15 protein-coding genes are annotated in these 14,805 nt (G+C 65.2%); 13 read left to right on the plus strand and 2 right to left on the minus strand.

Going from position 1 to position 14,805, the window contains the following annotated elements; genetic code table 11:
- Nucleotides 1-10: 10 nt before the first annotated feature.
- The gene (locus IVB07_RS06835) at nt 11-937 is read right to left on the minus strand and encodes a LysR family transcriptional regulator (protein WP_018453740.1); all 927 of its coding nucleotides are present in this window, start codon (nt 935-937) and stop codon (nt 11-13) included.
- 151 nt (nt 938-1,088) lie between these two features.
- Between IVB07_RS06835 and IVB07_RS06840 the strand changes: the two genes are divergently transcribed.
- The 9 genes from IVB07_RS06840 to IVB07_RS06880 are packed head-to-tail and all read left to right on the plus strand — an operon-like array spanning nt 1,089 to nt 9,856.
- The gene (locus IVB07_RS06840; protein WP_083926347.1) at nt 1,089-2,045 is read left to right on the plus strand and encodes an N-carbamoyl-D-amino-acid hydrolase; all 957 of its coding nucleotides are present in this window, start codon (nt 1,089-1,091) and stop codon (nt 2,043-2,045) included.
- A 35-nt stretch (nt 2,046-2,080) separates the two neighbouring features.
- Nucleotides 2,081-2,905: an ABC transporter substrate-binding protein gene (locus tag IVB07_RS06845; RefSeq protein WP_247294020.1), complete on the plus strand. Its 825-nt coding sequence runs from the start codon at nt 2,081-2,083 to the stop codon at nt 2,903-2,905.
- Nucleotides 2,902-3,759 (plus strand): amino acid ABC transporter permease, encoded by an 858-nt coding sequence (locus IVB07_RS06850; RefSeq protein WP_018453743.1) that lies wholly within the window; start codon nt 2,902-2,904, stop codon nt 3,757-3,759. The genes IVB07_RS06845 and IVB07_RS06850 overlap by 4 nt, the downstream gene beginning before the upstream one ends.
- Nucleotides 3,756-4,520 carry an amino acid ABC transporter ATP-binding protein gene (locus tag IVB07_RS06855; protein WP_018453744.1) on the plus strand — a complete coding sequence of 255 codons (765 nt, stop codon included), beginning with the start codon at nt 3,756-3,758 and terminating at the stop codon, nt 4,518-4,520. The genes IVB07_RS06850 and IVB07_RS06855 overlap by 4 nt, the downstream gene beginning before the upstream one ends.
- 14 nt (nt 4,521-4,534) lie before the next feature.
- Complete coding sequence (locus tag IVB07_RS06860) at nt 4,535-5,350, plus strand: ABC transporter substrate-binding protein (RefSeq protein ID WP_026232589.1); 816 nt, start codon at nt 4,535-4,537, stop codon at nt 5,348-5,350.
- A complete protein-coding gene (locus IVB07_RS06865; protein ID WP_018453746.1) occupies nt 5,337-6,221 on the plus strand; it encodes a polysaccharide deacetylase in 885 nt (294 codons plus the stop codon). The genes IVB07_RS06860 and IVB07_RS06865 overlap by 14 nt, the downstream gene beginning before the upstream one ends.
- A gap of 8 nt (nt 6,222-6,229) precedes the next feature.
- The gene (locus IVB07_RS06870; RefSeq protein WP_247294022.1) at nt 6,230-6,880 is read left to right on the plus strand and encodes an aspartate/glutamate racemase family protein; all 651 of its coding nucleotides are present in this window, start codon (nt 6,230-6,232) and stop codon (nt 6,878-6,880) included.
- Between the two features lie 22 nt (nt 6,881-6,902).
- Nucleotides 6,903-8,486 (plus strand): ABC transporter substrate-binding protein, encoded by a 1,584-nt coding sequence (locus IVB07_RS06875; protein ID WP_018453748.1) that lies wholly within the window; start codon nt 6,903-6,905, stop codon nt 8,484-8,486.
- Nucleotides 8,483-9,856: an amidohydrolase family protein gene (locus tag IVB07_RS06880; RefSeq protein ID WP_247767527.1), complete on the plus strand. Its 1,374-nt coding sequence runs from the start codon at nt 8,483-8,485 to the stop codon at nt 9,854-9,856. The genes IVB07_RS06875 and IVB07_RS06880 overlap by 4 nt, the downstream gene beginning before the upstream one ends.
- Here IVB07_RS06880 and IVB07_RS06885 read toward each other — a convergent pair.
- A complete protein-coding gene (locus IVB07_RS06885) occupies nt 9,846-10,760 on the minus strand; it encodes a LysR substrate-binding domain-containing protein (RefSeq protein ID WP_018453750.1) in 915 nt (304 codons plus the stop codon). The genes IVB07_RS06880 and IVB07_RS06885 overlap by 11 nt on opposite strands.
- Nucleotides 10,761-11,032: 272 nt before the next feature.
- On the opposite strand from IVB07_RS06885, the gene IVB07_RS06890 reads away from it, so the two are divergent.
- Genes IVB07_RS06890 through IVB07_RS06905 form a run of 4 tightly spaced genes read left to right on the plus strand, consistent with a single transcriptional unit; the run spans nt 11,033 to nt 14,800 of the window.
- Nucleotides 11,033-12,067 (plus strand): ABC transporter substrate-binding protein, encoded by a 1,035-nt coding sequence (locus IVB07_RS06890; protein ID WP_018453751.1) that lies wholly within the window; start codon nt 11,033-11,035, stop codon nt 12,065-12,067.
- A 23-nt stretch (nt 12,068-12,090) separates the two neighbouring features.
- The gene (locus tag IVB07_RS06895) at nt 12,091-13,125 is read left to right on the plus strand and encodes an ABC transporter ATP-binding protein (RefSeq protein ID WP_026232591.1); all 1,035 of its coding nucleotides are present in this window, start codon (nt 12,091-12,093) and stop codon (nt 13,123-13,125) included.
- The gene (locus IVB07_RS06900) at nt 13,122-13,997 is read left to right on the plus strand and encodes an ABC transporter permease (RefSeq protein ID WP_018453753.1); all 876 of its coding nucleotides are present in this window, start codon (nt 13,122-13,124) and stop codon (nt 13,995-13,997) included. Before IVB07_RS06895 ends, IVB07_RS06900 begins: the two co-directional genes overlap by 4 nt.
- Nucleotides 13,994-14,800: an ABC transporter permease gene (locus tag IVB07_RS06905; RefSeq protein WP_018453754.1), complete on the plus strand. Its 807-nt coding sequence runs from the start codon at nt 13,994-13,996 to the stop codon at nt 14,798-14,800. The genes IVB07_RS06900 and IVB07_RS06905 overlap by 4 nt, the downstream gene beginning before the upstream one ends.
- Nucleotides 14,801-14,805: the final 5 nt, after the last annotated feature.

A 14,805-nucleotide genomic window follows, 5' to 3' on the forward strand; every position in this document is an offset into this window, starting at 1 on the left:
AAGGTCAAGCTCAGTCGCTTCCTGCCCCATGTTGTTGGTGTGGCGCTGTGCGCTCCAGCAGCGCACTCTCTTTCCGGACCTCGTTGAGAAACGCCTTGGCCAGGCGCGACAGCGGCTCGGCTTCCGACCATAGCATATAGGCCACGGCGTGCGTCGTCGGCGCGAACGGCCGTACGGCGAGGCCGGTCCCGCCGTTCTGCCGTGGCGAGAAGGGATCGACCACCGCGGCGCCGACGCCAGCGGCGGCGAGCACGCAGGCCGTGTTGCAGTAGCGCACCTCGACGGTCGGCTGGAACGGCGCGCCGGCGCGTGCGAAACTGTCGCGCACGGCCTCGCCAAGCCGCGTGCCGCGCTCGAGCCCGATGAAGGGCAGGCCGGACAGGTCGGCTGCCGAGATCACCGGCCGGTCGGCGAGCGGGTGCTGCGGCGGCAGCACGCAGACCATCTCGCCGGTGTGCACCACCTCATGGGCGATGCCCGGATGATGTGTCAGCCCGAGCGCGAAGCCGAGCTCGGCGACGCGGTTGAGCACGCCTTCGATGATGCCCTCATAGCGCCGCACGTCGAAGAACACCCGCGTCTCCGGGCGGCGGCGCAGGAAGCCTGACAGCGCCGCGGGGATGATGCTGTAGGCGAGCGGCGGCGTCGCGACCAGCGCGAGATGCCCGGAGCGGTTCTCGCGCAGATCGCGCACGCGGTTCTCGAGCTTTGCGTGCAGCGCGAAGATCGCCTCGCTCTCCTTGTAGAGCGCCATCGCTTCCGTGGTCGGAAACAGCCGGTTGTTGACGCGCTCGAACAGCGCAAAACCCGCCTGCGCCTCCATCGTCTTCAGCGCATTGCTGACGGCAGGCTGCGACAGCGCCAGTTCGTCGGCGGCCGCAACCGTGGTGCGGTGGCGGATGACGGCGCGGAGAATCTCGAGCTGGCGCAGGTTCATATCACTGCCGATTATACTCTGGGCCAAAACATCATAGCAGAACGAATTGATTTTGCAGCCCCGCTTCCGCGTAATGGCCGCGGATTTGCACGTCGCATCAAAGGGTTCATCCGCCCATTGAGGCGCCACTGCGCACAGATTGGAGGCAATCTTGGTTCGTGTCCTTCGCGCTGCCGCCGCACAGATGGGGCCGACGCAAAAAGCCGATCCGCGCGAGCATACGCTGTCGCGGATGCTTGCGCTGCTGGAAGAGGCGGCCGGCCGCGGCGCCAGCCTCGTGGTGTTTCCCGAGCTTGCCTTCACCACATTCTTTCCGCGCTGGTTGCTCGAAGGCGACGCGCTCGACCATTATTTCGAACGCGGAATGCCGAACCCGAACGTCGCCGCCTTGTTTGACCGTGCGCGTGCGCTGCGCGTCGGCTTCTATGTTGGCTATGCCGAGCTGACGCCGGATGGACGCCGCTACAATTGCGCCATCCTGGTTGACCGCGACGGCGAGCTGCTCGGCCGCTATCGCAAGGTGCACCTGCCGGGCTCGGTCGAGCCGCGACAAGGTGCGCGATACCAGCAGCTTGAGAAACGCTATTTCGACTATGGCGACCTCGGCTTTCCGGCCTTCCGCGCCGGCTCGGCCTGGGCCCACGCCATTATGGGCATGATGATCTGCAACGATCGCCGCTGGCCGGAATCCTGGCGCGTGCTTGGCCTGCAGGGCGTCGAGCTTGTCTGCATCGGCTACAATTCGGCGGCCTATGATCCCAATGGCGGTAGCACGGAAGATGCCTCCTTGCGCACCTTCCACTCCACGCTGGTGACGCAGGCCAACGCCTATATGAACGCGACCTGGGCGATCTCGGTGGCGAAGGCGGGCGAGGAGGACGGCTCCGGGCTGATCGGCGGCTCCTGCATCGTCGATCCCAATGGCCGCATCGTCGCGCAGGCCGCAACGCTGACCGACGAGGTGATCGTCGCCGATATCGATCTGGACCTCTGCCGCCAGGGCAAGGACAAGATGTTCAACTTCGCCGCGCACCGGCGGCCGGAGCAATACAGGGTGATCACCGAACGCGCCGGCGTCATCGAACCCGCGGTTCTCGACGCGGACTGACAGGACGTTCCAGCAACGTTGGCAAAGGAGCCGATATGACGCGCCTCTCGTATTTCCTCGGCATCGCAGCGCTGACGGCCGCCACGTCCGCGCAGGCGGCGGAGCTTCCGGCCGAGATCAAGCAGGCGGGCGCGTTGAAGCTCACGGTCAACTCGACATACGCGCCGATGGAATATCGCGATCCCGCAACGAATGAGCTCGTCGGGCTCGACGTCGATCTGGCGAACGAGCTCGCCAAGCGCCTCGGCGTGAAGATCGTCTGGAGCGAGACGCCGTTCGCCGAATTGATCCCGTCGCTCCAGACCAGGCGCGCCGACTTCATCATCTCCGGCATCTCCGATCGCGCCTCGCGGCGCGAGACCGCAGATTTCGTCGATTATCTCGGGACCGGCCCGCAGTTCTTCGTGATGGCGGAGAACGAAGCCAAGGCTGCGACCGATCTCTGCGGCAAGAAGGTCGGGACCACCCGCAGCACCAGCTTCCCGGTCGAGATCGAGAAGTGGAGCAAGCAGAATTGCGAGCCGGCCGGCAAGCCGGCGATCCAGTACGTGCCGGGCGAGAACTCGATCGACGTTCGCAACCAGCTCAAGCAGGGCCGTATCGACGCCGCCGTACAGGGCAGCGAGACGCTGCCTTATGCGCAGACGCAGGAACCCGGCAAATACCGCGTGATCGGCGAGCCCTTTGCCAAAGGCTATCAGGGCATCATGTTCCGCAAGGACGATGCGGCGCTTCGTGAAGTGGTGACCGAGAAGCTCATCGCGATGATCGCCGACGGTTCCTACAAGGCCGTCCTCGACAAATGGAGCCTTGGCGGCAACGCGGTCGCCCAGCCCATGCTGAACGCGGCGCCGCAATGAAGCCGGCACCGGCACTCGCGGAGGGTTTTCCCGATCTGTCGGGAATGCGGGTCGCGCGCGAGCCGCACTGGTTTCGCTGGCTCAGCGCGGCGCTGATCGTCCTCGTGCTTGCATTGATCGGGCGCGCTTTTGCGGGCGGCCAGATCGAATGGTCTTATGTCGGCCGCTTCCTGACCGCAAAGGTGATCATAGAGGGCATCGTCAACACCATGGTGATGGCGGTGCTGGCGATGGCGCTCGGTATCTTCCTTGGCGTCGTCGTCGCGATCATGCGGCTGTCGCCCAACCCGGTACTGAAGACCGTTGCCGCCGGCTACACTTGGTTGTTCCGCGGCACGCCGCTGATCCTGCAACTGCTGCTGTGGTTCAATCTCGCGCTGGTGTTTCCGACCATCGGCATTCCCGGCCTGTGGAGTGCGCGCGCCGTCGACGTCATGACGCCGTTCCTTGCCGCGCTGCTCGGGCTCGGCATCAACCAGGGTGCCTATACCTCGGAAGTGATGCGCGCCGGCATGCTGTCAGTCGATATCGGGCAATATGAGGCCGCGCAGGCGATTGGCATGGGACGCCTGCGTGCGCTGCGCCGGATCGTGCTGCCGCAGGCGATGCGGGTGGTGATCCCGCCGCTCGGCAACGAGTTCATCGGCATGGTGAAGGCGACCTCGCTCGCCAGCGTCATCCAGTATCCGGAACTGCTGCACAACGCCGAAAACATCTACTACGCCAATTCGCGCGTGATCGAGCTCCTGATCGTGGCCGGGCTCTGGTACCTGCTCGTCGTCTCAATCCTGACGCCGCTCCAGATGCTGCTCGAACGCCGTTTTGCGCGCGGCACATTGCGGCTCGCGCGATGACAAGACCCCTCGTCGCGATTCGCTCCGTCGCCAAGAATTTCGGCGAGTTCCAGGCTCTCAAGAGCGTCACGCTCGACGTCTGGCCCGGCGAGGTGATGTGTCTGATCGGCGCCTCCGGCTCGGGCAAGACCACACTGCTCCGCTGCATCAACCAGCTCGCGGCGATCGACAGCGGCGGCATCTGGCTCGACGGCGAGCTCCTGGGCGTGCGCGAGCAGGGCGGACGACTGCATCGGCTCAGCGAGCGCGAAATCGGGCGGCAACGGCTGAAAACCGGCATGGTGTTCCAGCGCTTCAACCTGTTTCCGCACAAGACCGCGCTCGAAAACATCACAGAGGGTCCGCTCCAGGTTCAAGGCCGAAAATCCGACGAGGTGCGCGCTGAGGCGATCGAGCTGCTGCGGCGCGTCGGATTGTCGGCCAAAGCGGACGCGTATCCCGCCCAGCTCTCCGGCGGCCAGCAGCAGCGGGTCGCGATTGCCCGCGCGCTTGCCATGAAGCCGATGCTGATGCTGTTCGACGAGCCGACCAGCGCGCTCGATCCCGAGCTCGTCGGCGAGGTCTTGGCGGTCATGAAGGAGCTGGCGCGGAGCGGCATGAGCATGATGGTCGTGACGCACGAACTCGGCTTCGCGCGCGAGGCCGCCGACCGCGTCGTCTACATGGACCAGGGCGCGATCATCGAGCACGGGCGCGCATCCGATGTGTTGGGCGCGCCGCGCGAGGAGCGTACCAAGGCATTTCTTTCGGCAGTGATCTGAATGGGGGCGTATCGATGAAGAGACTTCTGGTTACGGCGGCACTCGTTGGCGCCATGAGCGCTCCGGTCATGGCAGTCGAGCTGCCGGCGGAGATCGCCAAGCGCGGCAGCATCAAGGTCGCGCTGGTGCCGAACTATCCACCGATGGAGTTCCGCGATCCCGCCACCAACGCGTTGTCCGGCTTCGACATCGATCTCGGCGAGGCCATCGGCCGCAAGCTCGGCGTCAAGATCGAGTGGCAGGAGACCAGCTTTGCCGAGTTCATGCCGTCGATCTCGACCGGGCGGGTGGACGCCATCCTGTCCGGCTTCACGGACTATGCCAGCCGGCACGAGATCGCGTCCTTCGTCGATTATTTGCGCAGCGGCCCGCAGTTCTTCGTGCAGCAGTCGCGCAAGGCGGAGTTCAAGGACGCAGCCGCGCTCTGTGGCAAGAAGGTCGGCGCCAGCCGCCGCACCATGTTCCCCGCGCAGATCGCGGCCTGGAGCGAGAAGAATTGCGGCACCAATCCGATCCAGTTCGTCGGCACCGACGGCTCGGCCGACGCCCGCACCCAGCTCAGGCAGGGCCGCATCGATGCCGCCGCCCAGGGCAACGAGACGCTGCCCTACATCATGGACCTCGAGCCCGGCACCTATGCGACCGTGGGCGAGCCCATCGCGCAGCAATTCACCGGCATCGCTCTGCCGGTCAAGGAAAAGGCGCTGCAGCAAGCCATGCTCGAGGCGGTCGATGCACTGATCGCGGATGGCACCTATCGCACGCTCCTCGCCAAGTGGAAACTGACCGACAACGCACTCGAAAAGGCGACCATCAATGCTGGACAGTAAGGCACTCCAGAGCATTCCGCTCGTTCCGGCCAACACCGCGGATCCTGCACCGGAATACCCCTGGCCGAAGCCGTACAATTCGGCGATGTTCCTGTCGTTCGACGTGGACGCGGAGAGCGCCTGGACCAGCAAGGACGCGGTGCACGCCCAGCGGCTCATCACCATGAGCTATGGCGGCTATGAGGCGCGCGTCGGCACGCCGAAGCTCCTGGAGCTGCTCGAACAGCTCGATCTCAAGGCGACCTTCTTCGTCACGGGATGGTCGGTCGACGCGCATCCGGCGATGGCCGAGGCCATTCTCAAGGCCGGTCACGAGATCGGCCACCACGGCTATCACCATCTGTTGCCCGATCCCGGCGATCCCTGGATCGAGGAGGAGCTCGAGCGCGGGTTCGAGGCGCTCAAGCGCCGGCTCGGCGTCAGGCCGACCGGCTACCGCGCGCCCTACGGCGAATTCACCGAGGAACTGCGGGTGGCGTTAGTGCGCCACGGCATCGTCTACACCTCCTCGTTCCGCGACGACGTGCGGCCCTATCGCCATCGTCTCGCCGACGGCAAGCCGGGCACGATCGAGCTGCCGGTGACCGCCAGCTATGACGACTGGATGCACGGCCTGTCCGCGCGCTTCAGTCCGCGCTCGATTTTCCCCAAGGAGCATGTGCTCTCGATCTGGAAGGACGAGCTCGACGAAACCAGAGACTGGGGCGCGATGGTGACGACCGTGCTGCATCCACAATGCAGCGGTCGACCGATGCGGCTGCGCCTGCTGCGCGAATTCCTGACCTACGCAAAGTCGTGCCCGGATGTCTGGATCACGACCGGTGAGAAGATCGCGGCCAACTTCCTGCGCCACGAGGCCGGAAAAAGTTGAGCCACGCCATGACCCGTATCCTCGTCATCAACCCCAACTCCTCCGCATCGGTGACGGCGGCGATCGACGACGCCGTCGCGCCGCTACGCATCGCCGGCGGACCCGCAATCGAGGTCGTCGGCCTTGCCGGGGGGCCGCCGGGCATCAGCTCGCAACGCGACGCCGACAGCATGGTGATGCCGCTGGTCAACCGTGTGTCGCGCGCCGATGCGGATGCCTTCGTGCTCGCCTGCTTCAGTGATCCCGGCCTGCATGCGGTGCGCGAGGCGGCCGGCGGGCGCCCGGTGATGGGCATCGCCGAGTGCGGCATCTTTCGCGCAATGATGCTGGGCGAGCGATTTGGCGTCATCGCGCTGTCGCCGTCGAGCATTCGCCGCCAGCAGCGGATGGTGCGGCTGATGGGCATCGACAGCCGCTATGCCGGAAGCTGGTCGGTCGGCGCGAGCGCGGCGGAGACGGCAGGCGCGGACATCCGGGGACGGTTGATTGAAGCCGGCCGCGCGCTGGTCTCGCAATGCCGTGCCGATGTCGTGGTGATGGGCTGCGCCGGCATGGCCTCGCACCGCGCGGCGATTGCGGATGCCATCGGTGTGCCCGTGGTCGAGCCGGCGCAGCAGGCGGTGGCCGCTGCGATCGGCGCGGTCTTGTTGAACACGTAAGATCCTTCAGGAGCCTCTTGCAATGCCCGTCTCCCGCCGTTCGCTCCTCAAGGCCGTAGCCGCGGTGCCGGCGCTGTCATTTCCGGGCATCCTGCGCGCCGAATCCCAGACCACGCTACGCTTCATTCCGGTGATCGACCTCGCCTTCGTCGATCCCATCTATTCGACGGCACAAGTGTCGCGAAACCACGGCTTCATGGTCTACGACACGCTCTACGGCATGAGCTCTTCGCTCCAGGTCTCGCCTCAGATGCTGTCGGGCCATGTCGTCTCCGGCGACCGGCTGCAATGGGACCTCAGCTTGCGCGACGGTCTGTTCTGGCACGATGGCGAGCGCGTGCTCGCCCGCGACTGCGTCGCGAGCATCCGCCGCTGGGCCGCGCGCGACGGCTTTGGCGGCGAGCTGATGGAGGCGACTGACGAGCTGTCGGCCACTGACGACCGCACCATCCGCTTCCGCCTCAAACGTCCATTCCCGCTGTTGCCGCAAGCGCTGGGCAAGGCCGCGATCAACGCGTGCTTCATGATGCCGGAGCGGCTGGCGGGCCAGGATCCGTTCAAGCCGCTCACCGAAGTGATCGGCAGCGGCCCGTTCCGCTATCTCGCCGACGAGCGCGTGCAGGGTGCGCGCAACGCGTATGCCAGGTTCGAGCGCTATCAGCCGCGCACGGACGGCAAACCGGATTGGACAGCGGGCCCGAAGATCGTGCACTACGATCGGGTGGTCTGGACCACCACGCCCGATGCCGGCACCGGCGTCGCCGCGCTGCAGACCGGGGAGCAGGACTGGCAAGAGACCACGCCACACGACCTGCTGCCGATCATCAAGGCGGCCGGCGACATCGAGACGCGGATCCTCGATCCCCGCGGTTACGCCTGCATGCTGCGCCTCAATCATCTTCAGCCACCGTTCGACAATCCTGCCGTTCGCCGCGCGCTCCTGGGGGCCATCGATCAATCCGCCTTCATGACCGCGGTGGCCGGTACCGATCCGAACTTCCAGGTCTCACCGATCGGCTATTTCGCGCCGAATACGCCGATGGCCAGCGATGTCGGCCTCGATGTCTTCCGCGGCCCGCGTGACTACGCCAAAGTGAAGGCCGATCTCAAGGCCGCGGGGTATAATGGCAAGAAGGTCGTGGTGCTCGTGCCCACCAACTCACTGGCGCAGAAGCCGCTTGGCGAGATCGCCGTCGACTCCTTGCGCAAGGCCGGCATGAACGTCGAATATGCCGGGCTCGATTTCGCCGTGGTGCTGCAACGCCAACTCAAGAAGGACCCGATCGGGCAGGGCGGCTGGAGCGCGGCGGTCGGCAACTGGCAGGGCATCGACTGGCTCAATCCGGCCGGCAACACCAATATCCGTGGTGAGGGCAAGGTCGCCGGCTGGTATGCGAGCGAGAAGATGGCCGGGCTCCGCAGCCAGTGGCTGGCGGCCTCCGAGCTCGCGGAGCAGCAGCGCATCTGCCGTGAGATCCAGGCGGTGGCTTTCCAGGAAATCCCCTATATTCCGATTGGCCTGTACAAGCAGCCGACCGCCTATCGCAAAGCCATCACCGGCATTCTCGACGGCACCGCCGTCTTCTGGAACGTACGCCCCGCATGAGCATGATCGCAATCTTCGGCAGCTATGTGCTGTCACGCAAGGACGGCGCGCAGGACGTGTTGCGCGACCATTGGGTTCTGGTCGAAGGCAAGAAGATTGCCGCGGTCACGCGCGACAAGCCGCGGGCGGACGAGGTGCATGACCGTCCCGGCCGCTTCGTTCTGCCGGGCCTGTTGAACCTGCACAATCACTGCTTCTCCGAAGCGCTGGCGCGCAGCCACACCGAGGACGGCAACGGCCGCCGCAACAATCAGAGCATCGTTTACACGGTGCTTTTGCCGCTGACCAAGCGCGGTGCAGATATCTTGTCGGCGGAAGAGCGCATGGCGGTCGCGCGGCTCGGCATCCTCCAACTCCTGAAGGGCGGCGCCACCACGGTGATGGAGCCGTTCCGCAACTCGATCCCGGAGATGTTCGATGCCGCCGAGGAGATGGGCATCCGCTTCTACGGCGCGCCCTATCTGTTCTCGACGTCGGACGCCAAGGCCGGCCCCGACGGCGTGGTGCACTATTCCGGCGATGACGGCACAGCCGACATGGCGACCTGGGATGCACTCTACCAGCGCTGGAATAATCGCGGCGACGGCCGCATCGGCCTTGCGATGAGTCCGCATGCCACCGACACCTGCGGGCCTGATCTGTTGAGGGCCTGTGCCGCGCGGGCACGCGAGCTCGGCGTGCCCGTCACGACGCATATGGCGCAGAGCCGCGCCGAGGTCGAAACCATCGGCAAGCGCTATGGCGGCCGCACGCCGGCGCAACATCTCGACTGGCTCGGCCTGCTGGCGCCCGACCTGATGGCGGCACACTGCATGTTCAGCACCGATGACGATCTCAAGCTGATGGCCGCGCGCGGTATGACGGTTCTCAACTGCCCGCGCGTGTTCGCGCGCGCCGGCGTCACCGCGGCCTTCAGCCAGTTCGCGGAGCACGGCGTGCGCACGGTGGTCGGCACCGACGGCTACAACATGGACCTGCTCGGCGAGCTCAATGCGGCGTCGCTGATCTCCAAGATCACCTCGGCGCGTGCCGATGTCGCGAACGCGCCCGAGTTGATCGAGGCGAACACGGCAATCGCGGCCGATGTCATCAAGCGGCCCGATCTCGGCCGTATCGAGCCGGGCGCGACCGCCGACCTCACGATCGTCGATCTCACCCATCCGCATCTTCAGCCGCTGTTCGACCCGCGCCGCGCGCTGATCGCGCTCGCCAATCGCGCCAATATCGATCAGGTCATGGTCGACGGCCGCATGCTGGTCGATGCCGGCCGCTATCTCGGCGCCGACGAGGCGGCGATCACGGCTGCCGGCACCGCTGCGATTGGCAAGATCTGGGACCTGCCGGAGGCACAGGCGGCGTTCAACGGCTGAGGGGTGGCTCGTCGAATTCGGCGAGCGCCTTGCGTATGGTCTCGACCAGATCGAGCGCTACCGGCGAGGGGCTGCGCTGTGCCGGAAAGACCGCCGAGAATTCGAAGTCGATGCGCGGCAGGAAGCGGCGCACGACGACGCCGCGGGTGGAAAATTCCTGGGCGGTGAAGGGATCGCAGATGGCGACGCCAAGTCCTGACGACACCATGCCGCACATGATCTCCGACAGCGTGGTCTCGACCCTGAGCACGCGGCGGACATCGTGGCGATGGAAGACCTGGTCGACGAGGTGGCGGCTCGACGAGCCCGCCGACAGCGAGATGAAAGTCTCGCCCTCGAAGTCGCGGGGCTCCAGCACTTCCTTTTCCGCGAGGCGGTGACCGGTGGGCAGTACAGCCACACGCGCGGGCGCCGGCAGCTTCTGGCTCGGCAAGCCCGAATGCGCGATGGGCACCTCGGCAAAGCCGACGTCGCACTGATTGTTCAGTACCCAGTCGACCACGATCGGCGAGATCACGCCGAAGAAAGCGAGGTTGAGGTTCGGCCGCTCCCTCAGGAAGTGCCCGGTGAGCCGCGGCAAATAGCCATTCGACAATGCTGGAAGTGCCGCGATCCGCAGTGAGCCGGTGCGGCGGCCGCGGATTTCCTCGGCTGCCGCGGTGATGCGTTCGAGGCCGACGAAGGAGCGCTCGACTTCGGTGTAGAGTGCCATGGCCGCAGCGGTCGGCACGAGGCCGGTGCCGCGCCGTTCGAACAGCTCCATCTTCAACAGCGCCTGGAGGTCGCGCAGCAACCGGGAGACCGCCGGCTGCGTCACGGTCATCAGCGCCGCCGCCTCCGTCACGCTGCCGGTCAGCATCGTCGCCCGGAAAGCCTCCACCTGCCGCGAATTGATCCGGGCCATCCCCATTTCCATTCATAATATTTAGGCATGCAGAGGCTGCCATTATTCATTGGACGATGGAAGCCGGAGTTTGCGATCTTTTTCATCAGTGCTGGAGACGGCCCGCTTTTTCGGCAGATTGGAGGGGTTTAAACCTCCGGATCGCGCCAAAATTCGCCGCGCAAGGGCTGGAGCCCTAGTCGGAGAGGGATCTGCGCGGAAGGAAATGCGGAAGGTTCAGCCAACGAGACTCGTCGGCACGTCACCTCATCCCGGTATGGAGATCGGACCACATGAAGACTTTTCGCCTTCTGACAGCGGTCAGCATCGCGGCCCTCATCGCCGCCCCCTCGGTTGCCACGGCTCAGCAAAAGACGCTCTATGTCGCCGGCTATGGCGGCTCGTTCGAGAAGACCATCCGCGACGAGGTGATCCCGACTTTTGAGAAGGAGAACGGCGTCAAGGTCGAGTACGTCGCCGGCAACTCCACCGACACGCTGGCCAAGCTCCAGGCGCAGAAGGGCAACCAGCAGATCGACGTCGCCATCGTTGACGACGGCCCGATGTACCAGGCGATCCAACTCGGCTTCTGCGGCAAGCTCGATGGCCTGCCGACCGATCTCTACGACACCGCGCGCTTCAAGGACGATCGTGCGGTCGCGATCGGCATCGTCGCGACCGGCCTGATGTACAACACCAAGGTGTTTGCGGAGAAGGGCTGGGCGCCGCCGACCTCCTGGAACGATCTCAAGGACACGAAATACGCCAAGCAGCTCGTGATCCCGCCGATCAACAACACCTATGGCCTCGAAGCGCTGGTGATGCTGTCGAAGATGAATGGCGGCGGCGAGTCCAATGTCGATTCCGGCTTCAAGATCTTCAAGGAGCAGATCAATCCGAACGTGCTCGCCTATGAGCCGTCGCCGGGCAAGATGACCGAGCTGTTCCAGTCCGGGCAGGCTGTGATCGCGGTGTGGGGCACCGGCCGCGTGCAGAGCTTTGCCAATACCGGCTTCCCCGTCGATTTCGTCTATCCGAAGGAGGGCGCCGCGACGTTGCTGACGACCGCCTGTCCGATCACCAAGCCGAACGCCTCGCCGCTTGCGTCTAGCTTCGTCAAGATGCTGCTCGAACCCAAGATCCAGCTCGTGATGCTGAAGGATTACGGCTACGGCCCGGTGCTGAAATCGCTGGTGATCCCGCCCGAGCTCGGCAAGATGGCGCCGATCGGCGAGCGCGCGGCAAAGCTCTATAATCCGGACTGGACCGTCATCAACGAGAAGCGCGAGGAATGGACCAAGCGCTGGAATCGCGAGGTCGAGCGCTGATCGGTCATCCCGGAGACAGTGCGATGGCCTATCTCGAGCTCGAAGGGGTCGCCAAGCAATTCGGAGCGCAGACTGTCGTCGACGACTTCAGTCTCGCGGTCGGGAAGGGGGAGTTCGTCTCCTTTCTCGGCCCCTCCGGCTGCGGCAAGACCACGACCCTGCAGATGATCGCGGGCTTCCTCGATCCCACCCGCGGCGCGATCCGGCTGCAAGGCAAGGATCTGACCGCGATCCATCCGGCCAAACGCGGGCTCGGGATCGTGTTCCAGAGCTACGCGCTGTTTCCGCACATGACCGCGGCCGAGAATGTCGCCTTCGGGCTCGAGATGCGCAATGTGCCGCGCGGCGAACGGACCGAGCGCGTTCGCGCAGCGCTCGCGATGGTCGGGCTTGCCGGCTACGAGGATCGCCATCCGCGTCGCATGTCCGGCGGCCAGCAGCAGCGCGTGGCGCTGGCGCGCGCGCTGGTGATCAAGCCGAGCGTGCTGTTGCTCGACGAGCCGCTATCGAATCTCGACGCCAAGCTGCGCGAGGAGATGCAGATCGAGCTGCGCCAGATCCAGCGTACCATCGGCACCACCACGATCCTCGTCACCCACGACCAGAACGAGGCGATGTCGTTGTCCGACCGCATCGTGGTGATGAGCCAGGGCCGGATCGAGCAGATCGGCACGCCGCAAGAGACTTATGAGAAGCCGGCCTCGGCCTTCGTCTCGCAGTTTTTGGGAAAGACCAACGACTTTGCCGCGACGATCGATCGGACCAGTGCGCCTGGGCGATTGATTGTCGGCTCGTGGAGCGCGCCTGCGCATGTCGGGCGCAGCGGTCCCGTCACCATTAGCATTCGCCCCGAGCGGATCGACTTTGGCGACGCGGGCCTCAGCGCAAAGATCGTCACACGCATCTTCCAGGGCAATCACTGGCTGTTCCAGTGCGAGAGCGAATGCGGCCCGGCGACCGTGATCCGCCAGAATGACGGCCGGTCGCAGCCGGTCGAAGGCGAGGCCGTTCACCTCACCTGGCGGCCCGAGGACATGAGCGTGAGGGGCGTCGCATGAGCGCTTCCGCCGAGGAACGAAACGCACGCACGCCCTGGGCGCTGACGGCGCCCGCTTTGATGCTGTTCGTCGGCGTGCTCCTGATTCCGCTGGCAATGACCGTGATGCTGTCCTTCCATGATTGGGGCCAGTACAAGGGCATCGAGCCGGTCTTCATCCTCAAGAACTGGCATGAGATCGTAACCGATCCCTATTACGCCGAGATGTTCGGGCGGACGTTTCGCATCGCGATCCTGACTACGCTGCTCACCGCCGTGCTCGGTGCACCCGAAGCCTACATCCTCAACCGCATGAGCGGACGCTGGAAGAGCGTTTTTCTCCTGGTCATCCTGGGGCCGTTGCTGATTTCCGTGGTGGCGCGGACGCTCGGCTGGGCGCTGCTGTTCGGCGGCAACAACGGCCTCGTCAATAAGCTGCTGATGTCGGCCGGGCTGATCCGCGCGCCTATCCCCTTCATGTTCACCGAAACCGGCATGGTGGTCGCACTCGCGCACGTGATGATGCCGTTCATGGTGCTGTCGGTGTGGGCGGCGCTGCAGCGGCTCGATCCGCAGATCGAGAATGCCGCGATGTCGCTCGGCGCCGGCCCTGCGACCATCATCCACCGCATCATCATGCCGCAGATCATGCCGGGCGTGCTGTCTGGGGCGATCATCGTGTTCTCGCTCTCGGCCAGCGCGTTTGCGACGCCCGCCATCATCGGCGGCCGTCGACTCAAGGTCGCGGCGACGCTGGCCTATGACGAGTTCCTCAACACGCTGAACTGGCCGCTGGGGGCGGCGGTCGCCACGCTGCTGCTGGCCGCGCTGGTCTTGATCGTCGTCGGCAGCAACGCACTGATCGAGCGCCGTTACGCGGAGGTGTTCCGATGAGCCGGAATGGCCCGCTCGCGCTGATCTTCCACACCATCTTTGTCATCGTCATGGTGGCGCCGATCCTCGTCGTCTGCCTCGTTGCGTTCACGCCTGAAGGCTTCCTGTCGTTGCCGACAAACGGTTTTTCGTTGCGCTGGTTCAGGGCGATCGCCAACTATCCCGAATTCGTCCATGCTTTCTGGGTCAGCCTTGGCCTGGGCGCACTATCGTCGTTCGTCGCGCTATTATTCGCGGTACCGGCGGCGCTCGCGATCGCGCGCTATCGCTTCCGCGGCCGTGATGCGCTCGCGGCCCTCTTTCTCTCGCCGCTGATGATCCCGCATGTCGTGCTCGGCATCGCGTTCCTGCGCTTCTTCACCTCGGCCGGGATGGGCGGCAGCTTCGCCGCGCTGATCATCGCGCATGTCATCATCGTGTTTCCGTTCGCGCTACGGCTGACCCTGGCGGCGGCGACCGGCATGGACCTTTCGGTCGAGATGGCGGCGGTCTCGCTCGGTGCCGGCGGCTGGACGCTATTCCGCCGCGTGACGCTGCCGTTGATCCTGCCCGGCGTCATCAGCGGCTGGGCGCTCGCCTTCATCCAGTCCTTCGACGATCTCACCATGACCGTCTTCCTCGCGGGACCCGGCACCGAAACACTGCCGGTGCGCATGTTCCTCTACATCCAGGACAACATCGATCCGCTGGTGACGTCCGTCTCGGCCTGCGTGATCGCGATCACCATGACCGCCCTCATTCTGCTCGATCGCTTCTACGGGCTCGACCGCGTGCTCGCCGGCAAGGGCGATACAGGGCGATAGGAGAA

The sequence above is a fragment of the Bradyrhizobium sp. 172 genome (genome assembly GCF_023101065.1).
Lineage (GTDB): Bacteria > Pseudomonadota > Alphaproteobacteria > Rhizobiales > Xanthobacteraceae > Bradyrhizobium > Bradyrhizobium canariense_D.

Coding starts and splice junctions, on each gene's coding strand:
- IVB07_RS06865 (WP_018453746.1), top strand. CDS start 5,337: ATGCTGGACAGTAAGGCACTCCAGAGCATTCCGCTCGTTCCGGCCAAC.
- IVB07_RS06895 (WP_026232591.1), top strand. CDS start 12,091: ATGGCCTATCTCGAGCTCGAAGGGGTCGCCAAGCAATTCGGAGCGCAG.
- IVB07_RS06905 (WP_018453754.1), top strand. CDS start 13,994: ATGAGCCGGAATGGCCCGCTCGCGCTGATCTTCCACACCATCTTTGTC.
- IVB07_RS06855 (WP_018453744.1), top strand. CDS start 3,756: ATGACAAGACCCCTCGTCGCGATTCGCTCCGTCGCCAAGAATTTCGGC.
- IVB07_RS06885 (WP_018453750.1), bottom strand. CDS start 10,760: ATGGCCCGGATCAATTCGCGGCAGGTGGAGGCTTTCCGGGCGACGATG.
- IVB07_RS06880 (WP_247767527.1), top strand. CDS start 8,483: ATGAGCATGATCGCAATCTTCGGCAGCTATGTGCTGTCACGCAAGGAC.
- IVB07_RS06875 (WP_018453748.1), top strand. CDS start 6,903: ATGCCCGTCTCCCGCCGTTCGCTCCTCAAGGCCGTAGCCGCGGTGCCG.
- IVB07_RS06860 (WP_026232589.1), top strand. CDS start 4,535: ATGAAGAGACTTCTGGTTACGGCGGCACTCGTTGGCGCCATGAGCGCT.
- IVB07_RS06835 (WP_018453740.1), bottom strand. CDS start 937: ATGAACCTGCGCCAGCTCGAGATTCTCCGCGCCGTCATCCGCCACCGC.
- IVB07_RS06850 (WP_018453743.1), top strand. CDS start 2,902: ATGAAGCCGGCACCGGCACTCGCGGAGGGTTTTCCCGATCTGTCGGGA.
- IVB07_RS06870 (WP_247294022.1), top strand. CDS start 6,230: ATGACCCGTATCCTCGTCATCAACCCCAACTCCTCCGCATCGGTGACG.
- IVB07_RS06845 (WP_247294020.1), top strand. CDS start 2,081: ATGACGCGCCTCTCGTATTTCCTCGGCATCGCAGCGCTGACGGCCGCC.
- IVB07_RS06900 (WP_018453753.1), top strand. CDS start 13,122: ATGAGCGCTTCCGCCGAGGAACGAAACGCACGCACGCCCTGGGCGCTG.
- IVB07_RS06890 (WP_018453751.1), top strand. CDS start 11,033: ATGAAGACTTTTCGCCTTCTGACAGCGGTCAGCATCGCGGCCCTCATC.